This is a genomic window from uncultured Roseobacter sp. (genome assembly GCF_947499265.1).
Lineage (GTDB): Bacteria > Pseudomonadota > Alphaproteobacteria > Rhodobacterales > Rhodobacteraceae > Roseobacter.
Genome location: NZ_CANMNK010000001.1, coordinates 608731 through 633109 on the forward strand (window position 1 = coordinate 608731; position 24379 = coordinate 633109).

The window sequence follows — 24379 nt, forward strand, 5'->3', positions numbered from 1 at the left end:
TAGTCGAATACTGATCTAAAAAGTCTAGAAATACTGAAAAGCTTCTAAATTTGACATTAAATCAATAAGTTGAATTCTATTCGAAACACCCGCCAGTCGGTACACGGATGTCAAATGATACTTCACCGTTGCCTCCGAAATGCCCAATTGTCGGGCAACCTGCTTGTTAGATGAGCCCGATTGCAGTGCTGCGGCGACTCGGTATTGCCGGCTGTTAAAGCCTAGAGCCTTTAGTTCTTCAGGCACCACATAGCTTTGCTCGACGGCCCGTACAATTTGTCTGGCCAGACGAGACAGGGGGATGTTGCCACGCAGGAATTGGCCGGAGGTCATGCGCGCACTTGCGCCCAGAAAAACGTCCCTGTGTTCGATAAACGGCGCGATCTGCCGTTCCTCCAGCGCCAACCTCATCGCGCGTTCGATATGCTGTCGTCGAAGTTTCCCGCGCACGCGTTGCGCATCTTGAAGCGCAGCCACAATGGCACCTCTTGGCGTGGCGGAGGGGGCAGGCTCCTTGAGACGCAATGCGGTTTGCAGCTCATCCCGAACAATTTGACCAATCGAACTGTGGATCGGGGCGGCATCAAGTGCCTCAAGCTGCCGCTCGGCTTCGTTGGGATGCCATTCAAGATGCGATACCTGCGCCTGCAGCACATCAATGGTGAGCGGGGCGCCGCTGTGACGGCGGGCATAATCGGCCTGATATGTCTCAAGCTCAATCTGCGCGGCCTGCCGACCTTCCAGGAAATAGGTGCTCATGACACCGATGCGCGCCAGCTGGTAGAAAAGCTCTGACCAACTGTCGCCGGTCAACAGGCTGTTGCGCAGATCGGGCGCGCGTTGCCGGACGCGTTCCAGATTTCCGCGCTCATACTCGATTGCCAGGCGGATGACCTCAATGACCTCTTCTTCGTTTCCGTATCGGGTGCGAGACACTTCCAGACACCGCTCCGCCGTCCGCAGCCCGCGCGCCGCGCGCCGCAATCGACCGTCCACGACATCGAGATCAGCCAGATGGATATGAATGAAGTGCTCCAGATAGGAGTGACCATCCTCGCGGTAGCACGAAATCGCCTGCTGACCGGCCACCCGAGCGTCCTCCAGCCGCAGCAGGCGCACAAGCATCGCCATCATGGCGTTATAATAGAGCCCCTGTAGTAATGCGTTCGAGATCGGCAGGGCGCGTTCCAGCCTGCGCCATGACGCAAGTTTGTTGTCGCTGACAGGTTCACCAAGATGAAGGGCCAGCAACAAATCCAGTAACTCGAACTGGTAGGTCTTCTCAAACTCCAAGTTGACAGCATGCAAATAGGATTTCGCGCGGGAGGCCTGACCGGACTTCAAAAGGTGCATGACCAGACCGCCTAGCACTGCCTCGTCCTGACGCCACTCATCGGGCTGCAACTTGTCGAGGAGATGCGCAAGCTTGGCGTATCCGTGGCGAAACGGGTAAATAAGCCCGCCACCCCTGATGAACTCTTTACGAGCCTCTGATGCGTCAGCTGCCGGCATGCTGGCAGTAGACTCGGAGTGGCAGGGTTTTTCAAGGTGATCGGATACCGGCCGCAAACCGCAAGACTATGTCCATCAAGAGGTATCGATCTTGAACCTATGTGCGTCGTCGGCTGATCGAAGAATTGCCGCGAGTGCGCCGATGGGTCGAAGCGATTTCAAAATATTGGTTTGAAACGTTAGTCGTGGAATTAGCGGGTGCCCCACAGCGGACACTAGCGAGTTGTGAAGCATGCGTTGCTTTGGGCTCACAGCGGACACTGGTTAGATCCGCCCGCTGCGCAGAACAGCTGTTGTGACCAGGCCAAGCCCGTCCTAGCGTCAGTAGAATATGCTGAGCTCGTATTGTCAGGTTTTGTCATATGTCGGGTGGAACGGTTCAGCGTGTACGGCGACCAACAGACGTGAATTCATAGTACCTTGAATCAAGTCAAAACGCAGCGCTTCGTCCCCCAGCAACACAACGACAGGGCGGGCAACAAGTTACCGCGCGCCAAGTTAGTGATATTATTTATGTAAGATGACACGAAGTTTGGCTCCTAGAATTTCATTATATATTTATAATTCAATATTTTAGCCTTACAGCGCCGACAGCAGTTTGGAACTTTTCGAAAGGAAGTGTGTCGCTTTGCAGTTCAAAAAAAACGCGGTGCGCATTCTGTCTAACGTCATCTCTAATGGGACAGTTTAGGCTAATTAGACAGCCGCCGTTCGGACCGAATTCCGAAGCAGTAGCCAACAAGAAGCATGCGGATCAAAAGCTCAGGATCGACTGAAGGACGGCCTGTGTGGTTGTAGAACTCCGCAAGATGCGTCCGAATACTGCTCAGGTCGACGAAGCGATCAATCGGCCGCAACAGGTGATCTTGGGAACATGGTCTTCCAGCGAGAACTCGTAGAACAGCGCAGCTTGCGCCTCTTGCCTCGGTCCCAACATCGCCAATCCCTCCCTACAGAAAGAATTGAATCAGCGGTTAGTGCACCAATCAAAGAAGACTTTCTCAACAAAATACGCCCTCACCTTGGCTCAACGTCGTTCCAATGCAAGTTCTCAGGCAACTCCAAGGCTCGAGCAGAGACATCATCGAATAGGACGGGCGTAAAATCCCAAACGTCGCCCCGGAGGTTCACAGAGTTTCTCGAACCAAGCCAGTTGTTGTGAACGTGACCAAACATTTGAATGGCGCTACGTCGGGCATGGTTCCATGTGATCATGGGGTAGTGGCAAAGCGTATTGGACTGCTTGAGCGGGCCGTCACGGAGCTCTACAAGTGGAGACACAGTATCCCACGGCAGCCTTAACGTCGGTTCGCGATCATGGTTCCCAACGATCAAGTGCTTTCGAGCGCCCGGCAACTGATCGAATATCCCCTTAAGGTAGCCAGCATCCTTTGACCTTAGGCCGAAAGCAAAGTCCCCGATGATCCAGAGATCGTCATCCTCGTGAACCCTCTCGCACATGTTCGCGATCAAGATGGCATCCATCTCCTCCACGGAGGAAAAGGGGCGATCACAGAACTTCATGACGTTCTCATGACCGAAGTGCGTATCAGCAGTGTATCAGTGAGCCATGGCTGCTATCCGAGTTTCCCTGATTTGTTCGGAGGATAGCTGGTCATACCCAGGCTGCAACATCGGAGATGTCAGGCCACAACGCTGTCTTCAGCGATACTGGCCAAAGCGCCAAATCCGCACTCTTATGAGTAAATGACACTGGTGTTTCAGTGGTGAGCCGTGCAGGATTCGAACCTGCGACCCACTGATTAAAAGTCAGTTGCTCTACCAACTGAGCTAACGGCCCACTAGAGCGCTTACTTAGAAAGGTGGTGCGTAAGGGTCAAGCCCTTATTCAGTGTTTTCGCAAGGACATACTGGATAGTTCTGCCGCATCGGCTTATACGCGCGAAATGACCAAAGTGGATCATACCGGTTTGCCCTTCATGAAGATGCATGGGCTGGGAAACGACTTTGTCGTTCTGGACGCGCGTGCGCGGGAAATCGACGTGACCCCGGCGCTGGCACAGGCTCTGGGCGACCGGCATAGAGGCGTGGGCTTCGACCAGTTGGCGATCATGACAAATGAGGCCGATGATCTCCATTTGAAGTTTTACAATGCCGACGGATCCGTTTCCGGCGCTTGCGGGAATGCCACGCGGTGCATCGCCAGGCATGTGATGCAGGAAACCGGGCAGAGTTCATTGCGACTGATCACCGAACGCGGAATTCTCACCGCCGAAGACGCAGGCGATGGCCTGACATCCGTGAACATGGGCCACCCTCAATTCGATTGGGCGGATATCCCGCTGGCGCATGAGATGGACACGCTTTCGTTGCCAATCGACGGCACGCCGGTGGCGACCGGTATGGGCAATCCGCACTGTACCTTCTTTGTCGATGATGTTGATGCGGTCGATCTGGCCACCTTCGGCGCGACCCACGAAAACCATCCGCTCTATCCTGAACGCACCAATGTTCAGGTCGCGCAAATCATCGGGGATGATCACATCCGTATGCGGGTGTGGGAGCGCGGGGTCGGCATTACCTTGGCTTCCGGCTCTTCAAGCTGCGCCACGGCTGTCGCTGCCGCGCGCCGTGGCCTCGCCGGTCGGTCCGTTCAGATCGATCTGGATGGTGGCACGCTCCACGTGGATTGGCGCGATGACGGTGTCTGGATGACGGGCCCGACGACACATGTTTTCTCCGGCACCCTGACATCTGCTTTTCTGGCTGGTCTGACATGAACGCGCCCGTCTTTTCCACCATGGGCTGCCGTCTGAATGCCTATGAAACCGAAGCCATGAAAGAACTGGCAACCGCTGCGGGCCTGGAGAACGCCGTGGTGGTCAACACCTGTGCGGTGACGGCCGAAGCGGTTCGCAAAGCCCGTCAGGACATTCGGAAACTGCGGCGTGCACACCCGGGTGCGCGGTTGATCGTGACCGGCTGCGCGGCGCAGACGGAACCGGACACCTTCGCCCAAATGGCCGAGGTCGATGCGGTGATCGGCAATGCCGAAAAGATGCAGGGCGCGACATGGCAGGGGCTCGCTGCGGATTTCATCGGTGACACCGAGACCGTACAGGTCGACGACATCATGTCGGTGACCGAGACCGCAGGCCACCTGATCGATGGTTTTGGGACCCGCAGCAGGGCCTATGTCCAGGTGCAGAACGGCTGCGATCATCGCTGCACCTTCTGCATCATTCCCTACGGGCGTGGCAATTCGCGATCAGTGCCCGCCGGTGTTGTTGTGGATCAGATCAAACGGCTCGTTGACACAGGCTATAACGAAGTGGTTTTGACGGGCGTCGACCTGACCAGTTGGGGCGCGGATTTACCGTCCGAGCCGAAACTGGGGGACCTTGTTATGCGGATCCTCAAACTGGTGCCGGATTTGCCGCGGTTGCGGATCAGCTCCATCGACAGCATCGAAGTGGATGATAACCTGATGCAGGCCATTGCCACGGAACCACGGCTCATGCCGCATCTGCATCTGTCGCTGCAACACGGCGATGACATGATCCTCAAACGGATGAAGCGGCGGCATCTACGACAGGATGCCATCCTTTTTGCGCAGGAGGCACGCAGGCTGCGCCCGGAAATGACCTTTGGCGCGGATATCATCGCGGGTTTCCCGACCGAGACCGAAGCCATGTTTCAGAACTCTCTGGCTCTGGTGGAGGCATGTGATCTGACGTGGCTGCATGTGTTCCCCTATTCTGCGCGCCCCGGTACGCCCGCCGCGCGCATGCCAGCCGTAGACGGCAAGGCCATCAAGGCGCGTGCGGCCCGCTTGCGGCAAACAGGTGCCGCGCAGGTACAGCGGCATCTGGAAAAGCAGGTCGGACACAGCCACAGGATATTGATGGAAAGCCCGACCATGGGCCGGACAGAGCAGTTTTGCGAGGTGCGGTTTTCTACGCCTCAGCAAGAGGGAAGCATCGTCCAGGTGCCGATTACAGGGCATGATCAGACAAGGTTGCTGGCCTGATCGCGGGATCGCCAAACTCAGCTATTTTAGAAAAGCCGTGACAAATACCGGCACGGGTCGCTACTCTGAGCCTACCTTGTGGGAGAGGTACTTTGAGCGATCACATCGAATGGGTCCTGGAAATGGATGTCCAGGACGGCATGTCCGAGGCTGTTTTACCACTGATCAGTGAAATGGTTATAGCGACCCGGGAGAATGAGCCGGGGGCGCTCACATACGAATACTATCTGACGGAAGACAAATCACGCTGCACTGTGCTGGAGCGCTATGCGGACAGTGACGCGCTCATGACGCATCTGGGAAACTTCGGTACCCATTTTGCTGAAAGGTTCTTCAAAACCTTTGCCCCGGTTCGGTTCACGGTGTATGGCCCTGCCAATGACACGGTTCGATCCGCACTTTCTGAGCTTGGGGCAACTTTCGACACACGTATTGGCGGCTTTCACAGGTAAAGCCCCACTGGTTAACCATTCCAAATCCCATAGGTTACACGCAGACGGTTAACCGGCTGTGCCCGTTTTGATTGAAACTGCGTGTCTGACAAGTTACTTTGAGCGGCCATGACTGCTGAGTGGCCGGAACTGGAGAGGGTGAGATGGATACTGTATTGCTGCCGAATACCGGGTTCTTGGCACATGCCTCCAAAGACCTTTCCGATCTGATGGCCTCGGTCGCAACCGAGGTCCAGCTTTCCGAAGGCGAAGTGCTGTTTGAGCAGGGCGATGACGGGGACACGCTTTATGCGATCATCTCGGGCTCGCTGGAATTCAGCGTCCTGTCGCGTGAGGGGCGCAAGCTGTCTCTGGACGTGATGCGCCCCGGTGCCCTGTTTGGCGAGATTGCCCTTTTCGACCCCGGCACACGAACGGCCACCGTCACGGCTTTGGAGCCCACACGGCTGCGCGGTGTCAAAAACGCAGATATGCTGCGGGCGATCCGCGAGGCGCCCGATCTCGGCATTGATATGATCCAACTCGCCGGTGAACGCATGCGCTGGATGAGCAGCCAGCTAAATGAGCAGGTCTTTCTGCCAATGCCCGCCCGTCTGGCCCGCAAAATCCTCTATCTGACCGTGGCCGGATCCGAGCAGCTTTCGATGTTGACCCTGTCGCAATCGGAACTGGCCGAGTTCGTGGGCGCGACCCGTGAAGCCGTTTCAAAGACGCTCGCCCTGTGGAAACGGGCAGGTGTGATCGAGGCGACGCGGGGCGGTGTGCAGGTACTGGACCGTGAAGCCCTGCAGGTCATGGCGGATCTACATCAAATTTAACGCCGACATGTGATCGGTTTCACAGACCCCGATTCGATTTTGCGTCATGTTAGGTGCATTGAAGGGCGCTTTGCCCGAACCTAACGACCAGTATTTTCTGGACCAGACACGCAAAAGGGGCTGCGAAATGGAACATGAACATAGATTTGAGATGGATCGCATGCGAACCACTCCGAACACCTCCCGGGTAAAGGCCGTGATTGCATGGCTGCTGGAGGCGGACCGCGAATTTCGGGTGGCTCAATCGATGGTCGACAAGACCAAGAACCGGTTCTGAGGGTTGATCGATGTCTGTTGCTGTCAAGCTTTCAATCCGGATTGGCTCTGTCGTGTCTGAGGCCAAATTGGGAGCGGCAAATAAGGCGGCTCAGGCATCAAAAGAGCCAGCAAATGCGACGAATGTGATCCAGTTCACATACAACGATTCTACATTAATCTATTCTAAACTTATTAGTGGTGACCGGTAAAAAGTAATCGCCTTGGATTGCAAGGCACACGATCTGGTAAATCAAGACATTGTAACGATCAGGGACAGGAAAGAGATCACGGCAAAAGATGCTTACGCTGCCGATTAACCGTGAACCCTTGGACCCCCCTATTCTGACTCTCCCCAGGGTCTGTCATTAGCCTTTGTGACTGAAGGTGCAGACAGGAAACCCCCCGCGCAGATGCACGGGGGGTTTTTTTAATTTCAACAGTAGCGGTGAGTGTTAGAGGGTTTTCTTGCCCTTCACCGGCGCCCAGAGACGCTTGTTGGTCAGGTAAAGCAGAACCGACAGCAGGGTCAGGAAAACAACGCCGACAAACCCGGCCTGTTTCCGCGCCATCATCTTGGGCTCGGCCGTCCACATCAGAAACGCGGATACGTCTTCGGCAATGTGGTGCAGGTCATTGGCGTGACCATCGGCAAATTCGACGTCCTCGCCGTAAAGCGGCGGGGCCATGGAGATCCAGCCGCCCGGAAACGCTTTGTTCTCATAAAGCGTCACACCGGCCTCTTCTCTCTCCTCACCGGTGTATTCGGTCAGCAGGGACGCGATGTATTCAGCACCGCCGATCCCTTTGAAGAACTGGTTGATGCCCAAGCCGTAAGGTCCGTGGAAACCCGCACGCGCCTTGGCCATCAGGCTGAGGTCCGGCGCATTCTCCAACCCGGAGGCCGGGAAGTGATCCGCGGGGAGGGCCGGGCGGAAATCATCAAGCTCTGCGTCAAAGACTTCGAAGTTCTCCGCGTAGGCGCGCACCTGATCTTCTGGCAGCGATGGGCCGCCTTCCTCAGACAGCGACCGGATCGGCACAAATTTCAGCCCGTGGCAGGCAGAGCAAATCTCAGTATAGACCTGAAGGCCGCGTTGCAGCTGGTTCTGGTCATATTTACCGAATGGGCCTTCGAAGGAGAAATCAAAGTCCTCAACATGGCCTTCGCCACCAGCCGCCAAACCCGCGGTGGCCAGCCCGAAAGCCGCCACAGCACTAAGTGTAAGTGTTCTGAACATGATCATCTGGTCCTTTATTCAGCGGGCGTGCCGTCGGAAGACTTCGGATAGTGCGCGGTGAAGTCCTCTTCGATCGTATCCGGGCTTGCGAGCGGTTTCTCAACCACGCCCAGCAGCGGCAGGATCACGAGGAAATACGCGAACCAGTAGGCCGAGGCGATCAGTGAGAAGGTCGCGTAGGGTTCTTCCGCAGGCATGGCACCCAGCCACATCAGCGCGAAGAAATCGACGACCAACAGGGCGAACCACCATTTGAACATCGGGCGATACCGGCCCGAGCGCACGGAGGATGTGTCCAGCCAAGGCGCCAGCGCCATCACCGCAATCGCACCGAACATCGCCAGAACGCCGAAGAACTTGGCGTCGATGATGCCCGCGGTCAGGAAGGACGCAATCTGTACCACCCAGACCTCGCTCGTGAAGGCCCGCAGGATCGCGTAGAACGGCAGGAAGTACCATTCTGGCACGATGTGTGCAGGCGTCGCCAGAGCATTAGCCTCGATGTAGTTATCCGGGTGGCCCAGGTAGTTTGGCATGAAGCCCACCACCGCAAAGAACACAGCCAGGATCACCGCCAGCGCGAACAGGTCCTTGATCACGAAATAGGGCCAGAACGGCAGTGTGTCTTTCTCAGCTTCTTCTTTCGAGGAACGGCGCACTTCAACGCCCGTAGGGTTGTTATTGCCGGTGGTGTGGAAGGCCCAGATGTGCACGATCACAAGGCCCGCAATCACGAAGGGCAACAGGTAGTGCAACGAGAAGAAACGGTTCAGCGTGGCGTTATCTACCGCAGGTCCGCCCAGCAGCCAGGTCTGGATGCTCTCCCCCACAAAGGGGATCGCGCCGAAGAGGCCGGTGATCACGGTCGCACCCCAGAAGGACATTTGTCCCCATGGCAGCACGTAGCCCATAAAGGCGGTGCCCATCATCATCAGATAGATCAGCATGCCGATGATCCATGTGATCTCGCGCGGGGCCTTGTAGGACCCGTAGTAGAGACCGCGGAAAATATGAGCATAGACCGCAATAAAGAAGAGCGACGCGCCGTTGGCGTGCATGTAGCGCAGCATATAACCGCCATTCACGTTGCGCATGATGTGCTCAACGGAGGCGAAAGCCATATCCACATGCGGCGTATAGTGCATGGCCAGCACGATACCGGTGACGATTTGCAGTGCCAGACAGAAGGTCAGAACAATGCCCCAGATCCACATCCAGTTCAGGTTCTTGGGGGTCGGGATCATCAGCGTGTCATAAAGCAGGCCAACAACGGGGAGACGGCTGTGCAGCCACTTCTCGCCCCCGGACTTTGGTTCGTAATGGTCGTGAGGAATTCCAGCCATATCAGATTTCTCCCTTAACCCAATTTGATCGTGGTTTCGTCCACGAATTCTGCTGTTGGCACCGGCAGGTTGGTGGGTGCCGGCCCTTTGCGAATGCGTCCTGCGGTATCGTAGTGCGACCCGTGGCAGGGGCAGAACCATCCGCCAAAATCACCCGCGTCGCCCAGGGGCACGCAGCCAAGGTGCGTACAGACACCCATCATCACCAGCCATTCACCGGTCTCATCCAATGCGCGGTTCTCGTCGGAGGCATCGGCATCCGCGGCGATATTCGCGTTTTCCGCACCCTGATCCGGCAGATCGGAAAGGGCAACGTCACGCGCCGCCGCGATCTCTTCCTCGGTCCGGCGGCGGATGAACACCGGCTTGCCCAGCCATTTCACGGTCAGTTGCGTGCCTGGCTCGACATCGCTCACGTCAACGCGAATGGATGACAGGGCGCGCACGTCAGCAGAGGGGTTCATTTGATGGACCAGAGGCCAAATCGCGGCACCTGCGGTAACAGCACCAGCACCAGCCGTGGCGTAATAAAGGAAATCCCTCCGGGTGCCTTCGTGATCTTCTGCGTGGGACACGGGTTTACTCCATTTCCGGGGCCGGTGATCGGCCAAAAGACAGATCGGCCGCAAAATAGCAGCCACACTCATGCGGGTATGTAGCGTCGTGCTGACGCGCCGTCCAGTGATCAAACGCGCGCAAACGGTCGCAGGCATGCCCGGCAGCCGCGATTTCTAGGCGCAACCCGCGTCGATTCGGTTAAGCTTTGGCGGTTTCTAGGCTTCTGGCGGTTTTGTCGCATGCATTGAGGCGCGCGAATCAAATTCGGCGTGCCATGCTGCCAGGGCCTCGTTGCCCTTGCGCCAATTGCGCGCGCCGTGGCGAAAATCGACGTAGGACAAAGCGCAACCGACCGAGATGTGGCCCATGTCCATGGGGCCGGACAGATGGCTCATCCAACGCGCATTCAGCACTGAAACGGCCCGCGCAACCTTCGCCCATTGGGCTTCGATCCAGTCGCCATATTGCATCTCCGCCGGACGCAGGCGCGCCTCATAGGACATGGAAACCGCCGCATCCATGATACCGTCGCCGGTGGCTTCAAGCGTCAATGTCTCCCATCGAGACGTGCCGGTCGGGTACATGTTGCCGCCATAAAGATCGTTGAGAAACGCGGTGATCACCCGGCTGTCATAGAGCGTGGTGCCGTTGTCGCGCACAAGGGATGGCAGTTTGGCCAAGGGGTTGCTGGCCGCCAAGGCATCATCCGACGCAAAGGCCGTCGATGCGACATCGAGCAGTTCAACGTCATCTGCTTTGTCCAACTCATGCAGCAGGACAACAACTTTGCGCACGAACGGGGACGCCGAGGAATGAAACAGCTTCAGGGGATTTCCTTTCACGATTCGGTCGCGACCCTAACAGAGCTAACCGCCCTGTCTATTGGCGCCGCGCATCAGAGCCGCCAGCACCGCCAGATCCGTGCCCTGACCGTAGGCTTCCACATGATCGGCGGCCTGCAGGCGCACCGCGTCGGGTTTGTTCTGGTTGAGTTTCCAGGTGCCATCAACGCCCGTGACCGACATCCGGCAGGGCACGATGGCGCGCATCATCTTCTCCATCACACCCTCCGACATCTTTGACGGGGTCCAGGGAGGTTTCGGCAGCAGCCGGTCTTCGAAGAACGCCGATTGGCAATCCAGCAGGTCATGCAATTCTTCCTGTGGCCGCACCTCCAGCGTCCCCGTCACATGCACAGCGATGTAGTTCCAGGTCGGGACCTGATCATCCACGCCGTACCAATCGGGCGAGACATAGCTGTCAGGACCGGAAACGGCGATCCGGGCAGGCAAGGGTGCTGCTTTCAAGGCACGTGCAATGGGGTTGGAGCGCAGCAAGTGCAGCCAAAGGGTCTGGCCATCCTCATCCAGCAGAAACGGAATGTGCGACATCCACGGCCCATCTGCGCCACTTGCCGCCAGAACACCAAAGGCGCGCTCCCGTGCATAGGCCAGATTGGCGTCATCTTCTTGGGTGTGGAAAATCGGATTCGGGTGCATCGTTTTGCCTTTGCGATGTGTCGTATTTTCTCTTGCAGGCTTTGATACAGATTGGCAAGCTGGCGGCATTCTCAGGGCGGGGTGAAATTCCCCACCGGCGGTATGCAGCCTTGCGCTGCGAGCCCGCGAGCGCAAGGGATTTCCGGTGGGAACCCCCTTGGTCAAGCAGATCTGGTGAGACGCCAGAGCCGACGGTCACAGTCCGGATGAAAGAGAATGCGGATGCACGCGGGTCTTGGCCCGTGCGCAATCGTGATCGCCTTGGGTGGACGTGTCTGAACCTAAAGGAGATCACTATGACACACACCCGTTTCGCCTTTGTCAAAGCGCAGTGGCACGCTGATATCGTGGACCGCGCCTATGACGGCTTTACCCAGACCATTTCCCCCGCGCAGGTGGATGTTTTTGACGTGCCGGGCGCCTTTGAAATGCCGTTGATGGCGCGCGACCTTGCGGCATCGGGGCAGTACAGCGCGGTGATATGCGCCGCCTTTGTGGTGGACGGTGGCATCTACCGGCATGATTTTGTGGCCCAGAGCGTGGTTGACGGGCTGATGCGCGCCGGCCTTGAGACGGGCGTGCCCGTGTTGTCGGTGTCGCTCACGCCACATAACTATCAGGAAACCGATCACCACACTGCCATCTACCGCGACCATTTTGTCACCAAAGGCAAAGAGGCGGCGGCTGCAGCGCTTGGCATTCTCAAAGCGCGCGAGGGGTTGCAGGCAAAAGCAGCCTAGCCCAGATAGGCCTGCAAGGCAGGCGGCGGGTTCTCCAACAGAGCGCCCGCCGGTTGCGGTGCCGCCGCCCGACCGCCTTCGACAAAAATCACGTCATCGGCAATGCGGCGCACATCCTGCGGATCATGCGTGACCATCAGCAAGGTGGCATTGGCCTCCTCGCTGAGGTCATGCACAAGATCGAGCATTTCATGGCGCAATGCGGGGCCGAGCGCTGCGAAGGGCTCGTCCAGCAAGACAACGGGTCGATCCTGCACCAATACCCGCGCCAGTGCCGCGCGGCTTTGCTGACCGCCGGAGAGTTCACCGGGTTTGCGGTCGGCCATACCCGCCAGGCCGACGCGCTTCAGGGCCTGTTCCACCCTCAGATGATCCTCCGGTGTGAGCTTCAGGTCGGGCCGGATGCCCAACCCGATATTCTTGGCGATAGAGAGATGCGGAAACAGGTTGTTATCCTGAAACAGCATCGCAATCGGGCGCTTACCCGGTGTGGCATCGGTGATGTCGACATCGTTCCACCAAAGCTTGCCGCCGCCCAAAGGCAGAAAACCACCAAGCGCCGCAAGCAAGGTGGACTTCCCGGCACCCGACGGGCCGATGACAGCGGTCTTGCGCCCTTGCTGAACCTCGAAATCGGCTTGCAACAGGAAACCACCCTGCGAAATGGTGACATCTTCAAGCCTCAGCATGCCAGCGCCCCGCTTTGTCAAAAACCCAGAACAACGCAAGCGCCATGGCCAACAGCAGCAGAGCCGCACCGGCGGCAGCCTCCGTCCGGTAAGCGCCCATCAATCGGTACATCTGCAAGGGCAGCGTCGCACGATCCGGATCAGCGAAAAGCGCAATCACGCCAAGATCGCCGACAGACAGCGCGCCGGTCAGCCCCGCGGTAAACCCGATCTGCGCCCGCAACCGCGGCAGCACCAGCCACCGCCACGCGGGCCAGCCGTTCAACCCCAAAGATCGCGACAAACGGTCATAGGTGGTCAGCACATCGCGCATCGGTGGCACAAGTATGCGCAGGGCAAAGGGCAAGGCCATCAAGGCGTTGATCAGCGCGGTGACCGGCAGGGCCAGCGGCACCGGGTCGGCAATCGGGTTGATCAGGATGAACCAACCGGTGCCGATCATCAGCGGCGAGGCGGAGAGGCCGATCAGACCAATGGCCTCTGCGCCGCCTGCCCGCCGGGTGCTGATCCAGCCCGCCATCGGCAGGGCGATGGCAAGGAGCAAGGCAATGCTGAGCATGGCCACGCCCAGCGAATTCCCCGCTGTTTTCCAGACACCGATGGGCATTTGCGGCAGACCCTGCACGCCCGCCAACGTGATCGCAAAAAGCGGCAGCAGCAGAAATGCGCTGCCCAAGGCGATTACACAGGCGTCGATTGCCGATTGGAGACCCCCGCGCGCATCCCAACGTCGTACCGCGCGGTCAAGACCGGCGCTCAGCGGAATGTTGGGAATCACCCAAAGCGCAACAAGGGCCGCGCTGCCCGCCAGAAACAGCTGAATAAATGACAAGAGAGCGGCCCGCGCGAGATCGAAGTCGAAGCGAAACGCCTGATAGATCGCCAGTTCAATGGTTGTCGCGCGCGGTCCGCCCCCAAGCGTCAACGCGACGGCGAAACTGGTCAGGCAGATGACAAAGATCAACGCCGCGGCCCCTGGTACAACCTGCACCAACAACGGCACTTCCAGAGTGCGGCGGACCATACGGGGCGGCAGGTTGAGCTGCGCGGCCAGGCGAAACCGTTCTGCGGGAATGCTTTGCCACCCCTGCAACAGGAGCCGCGTGGCCAGCGGGAGATTAAAGAAGACATGGGCCAGAACCACACCGTGCAGCCCGTAAATCGACAGGGTCGGCAACCCAATTGCCTCAAAGGCTGTATTGACCCACCCTGTGCGTCCAAAGACGGTAAGCAATCCCAAGACGGCGACGATGACCGGCAGAATAAAGGGGGCACCCAGCAGCGTGATCAACACCCCGCGCCCCACAAAGCGACGCCGCGCCAGGGCACGCGCCAGGGGAATCGCACAGGCGACGGATATCAGGGCGGAGAGGGCCGCCTGCTGCAGGGTAAACCGTATTGCCGCCCATTCCGCGGGCTCGATGCCGCGCCCCAATTCCGCGCGCAGACCGATGCCCAGAAAGGACAAAAGGACCGCCACGACGACAAAGCCGCCCGCGGCGATCCCCGTGGTGCCGATTATTGGCTGAGCGCGTTGCGCCATGTCTCAATCGCCTGATCCTTGCGGCTTTCAGCCTCTTCTTCCGAGTAGAAGAGGACTTTTTCCGGCAGCGCCAGTTGCGCCCAGCCTTCGGGCCATTGATCTTCGGGCAAGGCGGCGGGCAGCGACCAGTTCGCGGTTGGGATCATTTGCTGAAAATCCTGCGACAACACATAGGCCATGAAGGCGTCGGCGAGTTCAGGCTCCTGAGTTTGTGCAATCTTGCCCACGGTTTCGACCATGAAGTAGTGACCTTCCGGGAAGATCGCGGCCTTCTTGGTGAAATCCTCTTCGGCGAACATGTGGTAGGCGGGCGAGGTGGTGTAGCTCAGCACCATATCGACCTCGCCATCGGTGAACATGCCGTAGCTGGCGGACCAGTCCTTGGTCACAGTCAGGATTTTCGGCGCAAGTTTGGTCCAGACTTCACCGGATTTTTCGCCGTAAACAGCCTCGACCCAGAGTACCAGTGCGAGACCCGAGATCGATGTGCGCGGATCCTGAATGACCAGCTTCACATCATCGTCCATCTCCAGCAGCGCATCAAAGCTCGCGGGCGGCGCGTCCATCGTGGTCTCATTATAAATAAACGCTGTGTGGCCGTAGTTGAAGGGCAGGAAGGTGTCGTCCGTCCACTCAATCGGCAGGGTCAGGGCGGAATTGTCCTGACCGTGTGGCGCAAAGAGCCCGGTGGCACGGGCCTTGGCGGTGACATCGGAGGTCAGACCGATCACCACATCGGCCTTGGTGCGCTCCCCTTCGAGCAGCAGGCGCGGCAATAGATCGCCAGTAGCAAATTGCAGATCGCAGTCACAGGTTTCTTCAAACCCCGCTTCGATCATCGGGCCAGGGCCCCATTCCGACGTGAAATAGTCGCCTGCATAGACGGTCAGTACGGGCGTGTCCGCCCCCGCCTGAGAGGCCAGCAGCAGCGTTGTGGCAAGTAGGGTTCTCCGCATGATCAATCCTTTCAAATGCGACGAACGGATGAGAGGATGATCAGCTCACCTTCCCTCCGCCGGTCTTAACCGGTTCAGGTTCTACGGGTCCGCGATGGTTCGCATCTCAGCCGGAAAGGCCCCCCGAGGTATGCCCAGACCTAAAGCCGCGCCCGGGGATTGGCAAGCGATAAGCTCTTGAGGCGGGTGGCCCGCCCGGCTAAGCACCGTCGCAAAGGAGCGTTTGCGATGTCGATCAACAGTTTTGGCCATCTTTTCCGCGTGACCACATGGGGGGAAAGCCACGGGCCTGCCCTGGGCGCGACGGTAGATGGCTGCCCGCCCGGCGTGGCGATTGACGCGGCGATGATCCAGCAGTGGATGGACAAGCGCAAACCGGGACAGAACAAATACACCACGCAGCGCCGCGAAGCAGATGAGGTGCGCATTCTGTCAGGTGTGTTCGAAGGGGTGACCACAGGCACGCCGGTGCAGCTGATGATCGAGAACACGGATCAACGCTCGAAAGACTACGGGGATATCAAGGACAAGTTCCGCCCGGGTCACGCGGATATCACCTATTACCAGAAGTACGGGGTGCGCGATTATCGCGGCGGCGGTCGGTCAAGCGCGCGCGAAACGGCGGCGCGCGTTGCTGCGGGCGGTCTTGCGCGCGCGGCGATTGCGTCGCTTGTCCCGGGCGTCGAGATCAAGGGGTATATGACCCAGATGGGGCCGCATGCCATCGACCGGGATCGGTTTGATTGGGATCAGATTGATCAGAACCCGTTCTGGGTGCCGGATGTTAAGGCGGCGGAGGACTGGGCCGGGTATCTGGATGGGTTGCGCAAATCCGGCAGTTCCGTGGGTGCGATCATCGAAGTTGTCGCACGGGGTGTGCCCGCTGGTTTGGGCGCCCCTGTCTACGGCAAGCTCGACACCGATCTGGCGGCGGCGATTATGAGCATCAATGCCGTCAAGGGCGTGGAAATCGGCGAGGGCATGTCCGCTGCCATGCTCACGGGCGAGTTGAATGCGGATGAAATCACCATGGGGCCGGATGGGCCAATCTATTCCTCGAACCACGCGGGCGGCATCTTGGGCGGGATCAGCACCGGACAGGACATCGTGGTACGGTTTGCGGTGAAACCCACCTCCAGCATCCTGACCACACGGCGTACGATCACAAAAACCGGTGAAGAGACTGAAATTATCACCAAGGGTCGGCATGACCCCTGTGTCGGCATTCGGGCGGTGCCGGTGGGTGAGGCGATGATGGCCTGCGTTCTGCTGGACCATCTGTTGCTGCACCGCGGTCAGGTTGGCGAAAATCAGGGGCTTATCGGCTAGGTGCTTTCAACGTCCAGAAGCCGCGCGATGCTCTCGATACTTTGCTCAACAATGCCCAGCGGCATGCGGGACCGGGCCAGCACGCGCAGTCCGATATATTGCGTGAGCAGGACGTTGGCCAGCGCACGCTGCTCCGCCTCCGGCAAGCCGGCATGCACCGGCGACGCACGTAAAGCCGCCTCCAGACCTTCGCGAATACCGCTCATCCCTTTTTCAACCGCCGCCGCGATGTCCGGGTCCGACATTTCAAATCCAGCGGCGGCTGAGCACAGCAGACACCCGCGCGTGTCCCCTGCCGCCACGGCGGCATAAAGGGCGGCGAAAAGGCTGACAATTCGGTCGCGACCGTCCGGTACGGATGCATTGGTCAAACGCGCCCTGGCCGCCCCTACCGCTTCGTCGTCGTAATGGGCGAGCACCAGCAGGAACAGGTTCTTCTTGTCCTTGAAAGCCTTGTAAAGACTGCCCCGGGTCAACCCCATGCCCTCCAGCAAGTCAGGCAAGGACGCGTCAAGATAGCCCTTTTCCCAGAAAACGGCTGTCGCCTTCCTGATCGCATCATCCGTGTCGAATTCTCTGGGTCGGGCCATCTGCGTCTCCTTCCGATAGGCATGATATAGTTCGGAACTGATTGTTACACAACTCACGCAGACGTGTATTGTACTGCTCGGTTCCAAACCATAGTTTGCCTGCATCACCAACTGCAACCGCACAAAACAGAAAGACCGACCCCATGAAAATCCTCATCAACGCTTTCCTCGCCTTGAGCCTTACAATGCTTGCCACCTTTGGCGCATCTGCGGGCACTTCCGGCAGCTTTATCGGCAAGAGCGATCACATCACCACCGGTGGCGTCACCATCGTCAAAAACGCCGACGGCACGGCAACGGTCACGCTGGACGAAAACTTCTCCCTGGACGGTGCGCCAGACCCCCGCGTCGCCTTTGGCAAGGACGGCAGCTACGCGCCTGAGGCCGATCTGGGTGTGTTGCAAAAACTGAACGGCAAGCAAGTCTATACCGTGCCCGCCTCCGTGAACATTGAAGACTACAACGAAATCTACATCTGGTGTCTGAAATTCTCGGTGCCGCTTGGCGTCGCCGCTTTGAACTGAGTGTGACGAAAGGTCGGGCGCGGCTTGCCTTGCGCGCTTGATCTTTCCTTTCCAGGGGCGCAAGAGACGCCCATGGCCCAAGACCTTACCGAACATCGTCCCGGCCGCGCAATTGCCCTCAAGCTTTGCGCGGTTTTTCTGTTCATGGTCATGGCCGCGATCATCAAGAGCGTCTCGGGCAAGGTCCCACCGGGTGAAGCCGTCTTCTTCCGATCCTTCTTTGCCATTCCGGTGATCGCCGTCTGGCTGGCGCAACGGGGTCAGCTGCGCCAGGGCCTGATCCCCTCAAACCTGATGGGCCACGTGTGGCGCGGCATCTTCGGCACCTCGGCCATGGGATTGACCTTTGCCGGGCTGGGGTTGCTGCCACTGCCGGAAGTCACCGCCATCGGCTACGCCACACCGATGTTCGCAGTCCTTTTTGCCGCGCTCTTTCTGGGGGAACGGGTGCGTCTGATCCGCCTCTCTGCAGTAGCACTTGGCCTTGTTGGCGTGATGATTGTCATCGCACCACGCCTGAGCGTGGGGGCCGATGAGATGTCGCGCGCCGCGACTTTGGGTGCGGCGATGGTTCTGATCGCATCGATCCTGCGCGCGATGGTGCAGATCCACGTACGCCGGTTGGTGCAAACCGATCATACCGCAGCCATCGTGTTTTACTTCTCCGTGACAGCGACGGGCCTTGCGCTTTTGTCCGCGCCGATTGGCTGGGTTGTGGATCATCCCGCGTTTGTCTGGGTCTGGCCGGAGACCTCCGTGGTGCTGATGCTGATCGCCGCCGGTCTCATCGGCGGCATTGCCCAGATCATGGTGACTTCCTCCTATCGCTTCAGTGGTGCGTCTATGCTCGCACCCTTTGACTACGCGTCGATGATCTTTGCGAGTATCATCGGGTATGTGGCCTTTGACGAAGTGCCGACCGGACCCATTATGCTTGGCGCCAGCCTTGTGATTGCAGGCGGTGTTCTGATCATTTGGCGCGAACGCCAATTGGGGCTGGACCGCAGCAAATCAAAACCCAATATGCCACCCTCAGGTGCCCCTTAACCAAAGGATGATCAGGATGAGTGACGCGGAGACCCACAAAGAAGAAATGAAGAAGGTGCAGGCCAAGCACCGCGCCAAGGTTGCCGAAGCCCAGGATCCGGAAAAGGGTCTGGTGCTGGTACACACGGGCAAGGGCAAGGGCAAATCTTCCAGCGCTTTCGGCGTGGTCATTCGCGCCTTGGGCTGGAAACAGACCGTGGGCGTGGTGCAGTTCATCAAAGGCAAGTGGATCACCGGCGAACGTCGGTTTTTTGACCAGTTGGGCAATGTGACCTGGCACACGATGGGCGAAGGCTTCACCTGGGACACACAAGACAAGGAGCGCGACATCGCTGCAGCTGAGGCGGCTTTTGCCAAGGCGGTCGAGATGATGGAGAGCGGGGATTACGACCTGGTCGTGCTGGATGAGATCAACATTGCACTGCGGTATGACTATCTCGACGTGCACGAGGTGATCGACAGCCTGGAGGGCCGCCACAAACGCACCGGCGTGATCCTCACCGGCCGCGATGCCAAGCCCGAATTGATGGAATATGCCGATCTGGTCACCGAGATGACCGAAGTCAAACATCCCTACCAAGCGGGCATAAAGGCACAGCGCGGGGTGGATTTCTGATCGCAAAGAAACATCTTGCCCTCAAAATGCAGGATGTGAGCGATGCGAAGGAAAGCAGAAAACCGACCTGACATCGCGTCAATCACCAGCGGTGCGGAATTGCGCCGCTGGTATTGGCTGAAGGCCGAACTCGATGTGCAAGCCAAGGCCTGTGGGCTGCGCCGGTCGGGCGGCAAATTCACGATACTGGAGCGTTTGGCGCATTTTCTGGATACAGGTGAGACCTCCTGGCCTAGTGACGTGAAGGTCACGCCCAGGTCAAAATTTGACTGGCACAGTGCCGATCTGACGCCGCAGACGGTGATCACCGACAGCTACCGAAACTCACAGAATGTGCGGCGGTTTTTCAAGCGGCATGCCGATCCCAAATTCAAGTTCAACATCGCCTTTATGGCGTGGATGAAAGAAAATACCGGCAAAACCCTTGCTGACGCCGTTGCCGAATACAAACGGCAACAGGTGGAGGTCGCGAAACCGGGCTATCAAAGCGACATTGCCCACCATAATCAGTTCAACCAGTACACGCGTGATTTTCTGGCGGATAACCCGGATATGGGCATGTCCGACGTGCGCAAATACTGGGCCCTGAAACGCGACATGCCGTCCGAGAATGGACGGCATGCCTATTCGAGGTCGGACTTGGACCTTACTGATTAAATGCTGACCCCTTTGGGATCCAGCGTCACCGCGTAAAGCTCTGTGTCTGCGCGATCCATCAGCCGCACTTTCATCTGTTGCGTCTGCTCATCGATATCCACCAACCCGAAAAACTGCAGGCCAGCGCTGGGCGGTAGGTTGACACCTTGCTCTTCTGTCGGCGCTTTGACGAATTTCACTTCGGCGCCAAAGGTGCCGTCCATCTCATTCGGCCCGAAGGTGCCCGCGTGCAGTGGGCCGGACACGAACTCCCAGAAGGGCTCGAAATCCTGGAACTGCGCTTTGTCCGGATTGTAGTAATGCGCAGCGGTGTAATGCACATCCGCGGTGAACCAGACCGTATTGTCGATCTTGGCGGTTTTGATGAAGCGCAGCAGTTCTGCGACCTCAACCTCGCGCCCCATCGCCGGGCCGCTGGTGCCATCCGCGATGCCTTCCGCGCCCGCCTGTTCGCGGAAATTGTCCCAGACAATCAGGCCGATGGGCTGGTCGGAGGCGATCACCTTCCACGTGGCCTTGGATGCGGCCAATTCGCGTTTCAGCCATGCCATCTGCTCCGCGCCCAGCACGCGCTGATCATCGGTCAGTTCGGTGGTCGGCGTGGCCGTGTTCGGCCCCCGATAGCTGCGCAGATCCAGAAAGAAAACATCCAGCATCGGGCCATAGTTGATCTTGCGATAGACGCGGTTCGGCTCTTCGGGTGTGATCCGCAGCGGGGTCATCTCGTGGAAGGCGCGTGTGGCGCGGGCCTGCAACAGATGCACCGATTTCTCGGTGTAGCGGTCATCGGCCATCATGTCCTTGCTGTCGGACCAGTTGTTCACCACCTCGTGGTCATCCCACTGCATGAAGGTCGGCACGTTTGCGTTCATCTGACGGACGTGTTCGTCGAGCAGGTTGTATTTCCATTGACCGCGGAATTCATCCAGCGTCTCGGCCACTTTGCGCTTTTCATCGGGCAGCACGACGTTTTTCCAGATGACCTCGCCGTCCTTTTCCACCTCGTCCTGCATCGGTCCATCGGCATAGATGGTATCGCCTGAATGGATGAAGAAATCGGGTTGGTGCTGCGCCATGGTGGCATAGGTGGCCATGCCCTGATCGTCGATGCCCCAGCCCTGACCGGCGGTATCGCCGGACCAGGCAAACCGGATGTCACGCCGGGCCATCGGCGCGGTGCGGAACCGCCCGACCAGTGGCTCGGAGACCGCGTTCACATCACTGAGATCGGTCGCAACAAAGCGGTAAAAGATGTCCTGATCCGATGGCAGGTCACGCACCAGGCGTTTGATCGCCATGTCGCTGGAGGGGATGGCATCCATCGAGGCCAGGCGCCGCACATCGGCGAAACTCTCGGTGGTGGACACTTCCATGCTGACGCGGGCGGGCCGGTCCGTGCGTGTCCAGATCATGCCCGACGACGTATCGACGTCCCCCGATTGAACACCATGCGTGAAGATCGGGCGTGACCCTGCACGGCTGAGGCTGGGCATGGCGAGGCTTGCGGCAAAGGCGGTGGAACCGGCCAGAACGGCGCGGCGGGTGGGACGAATGAGTCGTGTCATGAAGGTCTCCATGTGGCGATTGGCTACCGCAACATGGGACACCTTCTCTGTGACGTCCGTGGCACACCCGTGTAACGGGTATGAAAAACTTTTGTGACGCCTGCGTTTGCGCACAGGCGTCAGAGTATTCCATTAGCTGCGCACGAGCGTTTCATAGCTTTCGGCAATCTCGCGGGTGATGCTGCCGACCTCGAAGTTATAGTCGCCGATCTGACCCACGGGTGTGACCTCAGCCGCCGTACCCGTCAGCCAGCATTGCTCGAACCCTTCCAGCTCTTCCGGCATGATGTGGCGCTCATGCACTTTGATCTGGCGATCCTTGAGCATGCCGATCACGGTTTGACGGGTGATCCCGTTGAGGAAGCAATCCGGGTCCGGCGTGTGCACCTCGCCTTCTTTGACAAAGAAGATATTGGCGCCTGTCGCCTCAGCCACATAGCCGCGGTAGTCGAACATCATCGCGTCCGAGCACCCCTTGGCCTCTGCCGCGTGCTTGGACATGGTACAGATCATGTAGAGGCCCGCGGCCTTGGCATGACTGGGGATCGTTTCCGGGCTTGGGCGTTTCCATTTGGAGATGTCGAGCTTGGCGCCCTTCATCTTGGCGTCTCCGTAATAGGCGCCCCATTCCCAGGCCGCGATGGCCAGTTGCACCGGGTTGCGCGCTGACGCGACCCCCATATCCTCGCCTGCGCCGCGCCAGGCGATGGCGCGCACATAGGCGTCCTGCAGACCACTGGCGGCAAGCACCTCGACCTTCGCGGCCTCTATTTCATCCACCGTGTAGGGGATTTCGAAGTCGATCATCTGGGCCGACCGGACCAAACGTTCGGAATGCTCGCGGCTTTTGAAAATCTTGCCGTTGTAGGCGCGCTCTCCCTCAAAGACCGAGGAGGCATAGTGCATTGCATGGGTCAGAATATGGACGTTGGCCTCGCGCCATTCGGTCATTTGACCGTTCATCCAGATCTTGCCATCGCGATCATTGTAAGCGCCTGCCATCGTCTTTCCTTCCTGGGTTCGTCGCAAACTTTTCAAATATTGCGCAAAATACGTCCGATACGGTCATAAAGTTGCGCAAAAGATGCGATTCGATAGCCCTTCACCCTTGGAATGTCAACAACACTGACATATGCTGACACAGATTAAAGCGATAGTTATTGAGGCATGGTATGGCAGACGGGCGGAGCACGACGGCCCAGAGCGGTGAAAACCTTCTGTTTTTGACCGACGAACAATTGCGACAGGGGATCGAGGCAATGTTCTTTGCCTATCGCGGTTTCACCGCCGACCCTGATCGCATTCTGGCCGATATGGCATACGGTCGGGCACATCACCGTGCCGTGCACTTCATCAACCGCGCGCCGGGCACCACGGTCAATAATCTGCTCAACATTCTTGGCGTTACGAAACAATCGCTCAACCGTGTCTTGCGCACACTGATCGAGGATGGTCTGGTAGAGAGCAAAGTTGGCAAGCTCGACAAACGCGAGCGGCATTTGTTTTTGACAGAGGAAGGGCAGGCGCTGGAACAGAAACTCTCGGATGCGCAGCGCGCGCGGATGCGGATGGCCTTTCGCGATGCGGGGCCGGACGCGGTTGCCGGCTTTCGGCAGGTGCTGGAAGCGATGATGGACCGCGAAATGCGCTATGCCTACACGCGGCTGCGGGATAGCGGCACATGAGCGACATGGATGCACATCTGCTGATCGTTGATGACGATGAACGCATTCGGACCTTGTTGCAGAAATTCCTGATGCGGAGCGGTTTTCTGGTGACCGCGGCCCGGGATGCAGCCCATGCGCGGCGCATTCTGTCGGGTCTGGATTTCGATCTGATCGTCCTGGACGTGATGATGCCGGGCGAAGACGGTCTGACGCTGACGAAATCGCTGCGCGAAACCCGCGCTGTGCCGATCCTTCTGCTGACGGCCAAGGGGGAGACGGGCAATCGGATCGAAGGGCTGGAAGCCGGGGCAGACGATTATCTCGCCAAACCTTTCGAGCCCAAAGAGTTGTTGCTGCGGATCAACGCCATCCTGCGCCGGATGCCGGAGGCGCCGGTTGACCAGACGGCGCCCAAGGTGCTGACACTGGGCACCATCCGCTATGATATGGAGCGCGGCGAGATGTGGCAGGGTGAGGATCTTGTGCGGTTGACCGCGACCGAGATGCAGCTGATGAAAATCTTCTCCGCCAGCTGCAATGAACCCATCAGCCGCGCGAAGCTGGTGGAAGAGCTTGGGCGTGACCGCGGGCAGGCACAGGAACGTGCGGTGGACGTTCAGATCACCCGGTTGCGTCGCAAGATCGAAGAAGACCCCAAGCAGCCGCGCTATTTGCAAACGGTGCGCGGCGCGGGGTACATGCTGGCACCGGAATAGGAGCCCGGGCATTGGGGGCTTTCTGCCCCCGGCCCTGACGGGCCTCCCCCGAGGATATTTCTGGCCAGAAG

The 24379-nt window shown here is 58.6% G+C and carries 26 protein-coding genes, 1 tRNA gene, 1 pseudogene and 2 riboswitches; of the genes and pseudogenes, 13 read left to right on the top strand and 15 right to left on the bottom strand.

Annotated features, from left to right (window positions below):
* Positions 1 to 24 precede the first annotated feature (24 nt).
* The 4 genes and pseudogenes from Q1A63_RS02930 to Q1A63_RS02945 form a co-directional block, all read right to left on the bottom strand.
* Positions 25 to 1512, bottom strand: a complete 1488-nt coding sequence (locus Q1A63_RS02930) for a LuxR C-terminal-related transcriptional regulator (protein ID WP_298969133.1) — start codon at positions 1510 to 1512, stop codon at positions 25 to 27.
* 701 nt (positions 1513 to 2213) lie between these two features.
* Positions 2214 to 2449: pseudogene (locus Q1A63_RS02935) on the bottom strand (transposase); the annotation flags it as partial.
* Positions 2450 to 2529: 80 nt separating this feature from the next.
* The gene (locus tag Q1A63_RS02940; protein WP_299630596.1) at positions 2530 to 3036 is read right to left on the bottom strand and encodes a metallophosphoesterase; all 507 of its coding nucleotides are present in this window, start codon (positions 3034 to 3036) and stop codon (positions 2530 to 2532) included.
* A gap of 201 nt (positions 3037 to 3237) precedes the next feature.
* Positions 3238 to 3313, bottom strand: a tRNA-Lys gene (locus Q1A63_RS02945).
* Between the two features lie 106 nt (positions 3314 to 3419).
* On the opposite strand from Q1A63_RS02945, the gene dapF reads away from it, so the two are divergent.
* The 5 genes from dapF (at position 3420) to Q1A63_RS02970 (ending at position 7050) form a co-directional block, all read left to right on the top strand.
* Positions 3420 to 4253 (top strand): diaminopimelate epimerase, encoded by an 834-nt coding sequence (dapF, locus tag Q1A63_RS02950; protein ID WP_298969135.1) that lies wholly within the window; start codon positions 3420 to 3422, stop codon positions 4251 to 4253.
* The gene (gene mtaB / locus Q1A63_RS02955; protein WP_298969136.1) at positions 4250 to 5503 is read left to right on the top strand and encodes a tRNA (N(6)-L-threonylcarbamoyladenosine(37)-C(2))-methylthiotransferase MtaB; all 1254 of its coding nucleotides are present in this window, start codon (positions 4250 to 4252) and stop codon (positions 5501 to 5503) included. The genes dapF and mtaB overlap by 4 nt, the downstream gene beginning before the upstream one ends.
* A 92-nt stretch (positions 5504 to 5595) precedes the next feature.
* Positions 5596 to 5955: an antibiotic biosynthesis monooxygenase gene (locus Q1A63_RS02960; RefSeq protein ID WP_298969138.1), complete on the top strand. Its 360-nt coding sequence runs from the start codon at positions 5596 to 5598 to the stop codon at positions 5953 to 5955.
* A 143-nt stretch (positions 5956 to 6098) separates the two neighbouring features.
* Entirely contained in the window at positions 6099 to 6773 is a 675-nt protein-coding gene (locus Q1A63_RS02965; RefSeq protein WP_298969140.1) for a Crp/Fnr family transcriptional regulator, read from the top strand.
* Positions 6774 to 6900: 127 nt separating this feature from the next.
* Positions 6901 to 7050: a hypothetical protein gene (locus Q1A63_RS02970; RefSeq protein WP_298969141.1), complete on the top strand. Its 150-nt coding sequence runs from the start codon at positions 6901 to 6903 to the stop codon at positions 7048 to 7050.
* Positions 7051 to 7483: 433 nt separating this feature from the next.
* Here Q1A63_RS02970 and Q1A63_RS02975 read toward each other — a convergent pair whose 3' ends face one another.
* From Q1A63_RS02975 to Q1A63_RS02995, 5 genes are all read right to left on the bottom strand, one after another.
* Entirely contained in the window at positions 7484 to 8269 is a 786-nt protein-coding gene (locus Q1A63_RS02975) for a cytochrome c1 (protein WP_298969143.1), read from the bottom strand.
* 14 nt (positions 8270 to 8283) lie between these two features.
* Positions 8284 to 9612, bottom strand: coding sequence for a cytochrome b (petB, locus tag Q1A63_RS02980; RefSeq protein ID WP_298969145.1), 1329 nt, complete (start codon positions 9610 to 9612; stop codon positions 8284 to 8286).
* Positions 9613 to 9626: 14 nt separating this feature from the next.
* Entirely contained in the window at positions 9627 to 10187 is a 561-nt protein-coding gene (gene petA / locus Q1A63_RS02985) for a ubiquinol-cytochrome c reductase iron-sulfur subunit (protein ID WP_298969147.1), read from the bottom strand.
* A 198-nt stretch (positions 10188 to 10385) separates the two neighbouring features.
* Positions 10386 to 10997, bottom strand: a complete 612-nt coding sequence (locus Q1A63_RS02990; RefSeq protein ID WP_298969578.1) for a glutathione S-transferase — start codon at positions 10995 to 10997, stop codon at positions 10386 to 10388.
* Positions 10998 to 11036: 39 nt separating this feature from the next.
* A complete protein-coding gene (locus Q1A63_RS02995) occupies positions 11037 to 11669 on the bottom strand; it encodes an FMN-binding negative transcriptional regulator (RefSeq protein ID WP_298969149.1) in 633 nt (210 codons plus the stop codon).
* Positions 11670 to 11732: 63 nt separating this feature from the next.
* A riboswitch (FMN riboswitch) is annotated at positions 11733 to 11891 on the top strand.
* A 74-nt stretch (positions 11892 to 11965) separates the two neighbouring features.
* Here Q1A63_RS02995 and Q1A63_RS03000 point away from each other — a divergent pair.
* A complete protein-coding gene (locus Q1A63_RS03000) occupies positions 11966 to 12409 on the top strand; it encodes a 6,7-dimethyl-8-ribityllumazine synthase (protein WP_298969151.1) in 444 nt (147 codons plus the stop codon).
* On the opposite strand, the gene Q1A63_RS03005 is transcribed toward Q1A63_RS03000, so the two are convergent.
* From Q1A63_RS03005 to Q1A63_RS03015, 3 genes are read right to left on the bottom strand one after another with little or no spacing between them, the layout of a single operon-like run.
* Positions 12406 to 13098, bottom strand: coding sequence for an ATP-binding cassette domain-containing protein (locus Q1A63_RS03005; RefSeq protein ID WP_298969153.1), 693 nt, complete (start codon positions 13096 to 13098; stop codon positions 12406 to 12408). The genes Q1A63_RS03000 and Q1A63_RS03005 overlap by 4 nt on opposite strands.
* Positions 13085 to 14641, bottom strand: coding sequence for a thiamine/thiamine pyrophosphate ABC transporter permease ThiP (locus tag Q1A63_RS03010; protein ID WP_298969154.1), 1557 nt, complete (start codon positions 14639 to 14641; stop codon positions 13085 to 13087). The genes Q1A63_RS03005 and Q1A63_RS03010 overlap by 14 nt, the downstream gene beginning before the upstream one ends.
* Entirely contained in the window at positions 14617 to 15597 is a 981-nt protein-coding gene (locus Q1A63_RS03015) for a thiamine ABC transporter substrate binding subunit (RefSeq protein ID WP_298969155.1), read from the bottom strand. Before Q1A63_RS03015 ends, Q1A63_RS03010 begins: the two co-directional genes overlap by 25 nt.
* A gap of 34 nt (positions 15598 to 15631) precedes the next feature.
* Positions 15632 to 15733: riboswitch (TPP riboswitch) on the bottom strand.
* Positions 15734 to 15825: 92 nt separating this feature from the next.
* Between Q1A63_RS03015 and aroC the strand changes: the two genes are divergently transcribed.
* On the top strand, positions 15826 to 16926 hold the full coding sequence (aroC, locus tag Q1A63_RS03020; protein WP_298969157.1) for a chorismate synthase: 1101 nt from the start codon (positions 15826 to 15828) through the stop codon (positions 16924 to 16926).
* Here aroC and Q1A63_RS03025 read toward each other — a convergent pair.
* Positions 16923 to 17516, bottom strand: a complete 594-nt coding sequence (locus tag Q1A63_RS03025) for a TetR/AcrR family transcriptional regulator (RefSeq protein WP_298969159.1) — start codon at positions 17514 to 17516, stop codon at positions 16923 to 16925. The two genes, aroC and Q1A63_RS03025, sit on opposite strands and share 4 nt — an antisense overlap.
* 143 nt (positions 17517 to 17659) lie before the next feature.
* Between Q1A63_RS03025 and Q1A63_RS03030 the strand changes: the two genes are divergently transcribed.
* The 4 genes from Q1A63_RS03030 (at position 17660) to Q1A63_RS03045 (ending at position 20360) form a co-directional block, all read left to right on the top strand.
* Positions 17660 to 18040 carry a DM13 domain-containing protein gene (locus tag Q1A63_RS03030; RefSeq protein WP_298969161.1) on the top strand — a complete coding sequence of 127 codons (381 nt, stop codon included), beginning with the start codon at positions 17660 to 17662 and terminating at the stop codon, positions 18038 to 18040.
* A gap of 72 nt (positions 18041 to 18112) precedes the next feature.
* The gene (locus Q1A63_RS03035) at positions 18113 to 19087 is read left to right on the top strand and encodes a DMT family transporter (protein WP_298969163.1); all 975 of its coding nucleotides are present in this window, start codon (positions 18113 to 18115) and stop codon (positions 19085 to 19087) included.
* Positions 19088 to 19103: 16 nt separating this feature from the next.
* Positions 19104 to 19703, top strand: a complete 600-nt coding sequence (gene cobO / locus Q1A63_RS03040; RefSeq protein WP_298969164.1) for a cob(I)yrinic acid a,c-diamide adenosyltransferase — start codon at positions 19104 to 19106, stop codon at positions 19701 to 19703.
* Positions 19704 to 19745: 42 nt separating this feature from the next.
* Complete coding sequence (locus Q1A63_RS03045; RefSeq protein WP_298969165.1) at positions 19746 to 20360, top strand: DUF6434 domain-containing protein; 615 nt, start codon at positions 19746 to 19748, stop codon at positions 20358 to 20360.
* On the opposite strand, the gene Q1A63_RS03050 is transcribed toward Q1A63_RS03045, so the two are convergent.
* The gene (locus tag Q1A63_RS03050) at positions 20357 to 21925 is read right to left on the bottom strand and encodes an alkaline phosphatase D family protein (protein ID WP_299630604.1); all 1569 of its coding nucleotides are present in this window, start codon (positions 21923 to 21925) and stop codon (positions 20357 to 20359) included. The genes Q1A63_RS03045 and Q1A63_RS03050 overlap by 4 nt on opposite strands.
* A 132-nt stretch (positions 21926 to 22057) precedes the next feature.
* Positions 22058 to 22927, bottom strand: coding sequence for a branched-chain amino acid aminotransferase (locus Q1A63_RS03055; RefSeq protein ID WP_298969167.1), 870 nt, complete (start codon positions 22925 to 22927; stop codon positions 22058 to 22060).
* A 170-nt stretch (positions 22928 to 23097) separates the two neighbouring features.
* Between Q1A63_RS03055 and Q1A63_RS03060 the strand changes: the two genes are divergently transcribed.
* A complete protein-coding gene (locus Q1A63_RS03060; protein WP_298969168.1) occupies positions 23098 to 23610 on the top strand; it encodes a MarR family transcriptional regulator in 513 nt (170 codons plus the stop codon).
* The gene (locus Q1A63_RS03065; RefSeq protein WP_298969169.1) at positions 23607 to 24308 is read left to right on the top strand and encodes a response regulator; all 702 of its coding nucleotides are present in this window, start codon (positions 23607 to 23609) and stop codon (positions 24306 to 24308) included. Before Q1A63_RS03060 ends, Q1A63_RS03065 begins: the two co-directional genes overlap by 4 nt.
* Positions 24309 to 24379: the final 71 nt, after the last annotated feature.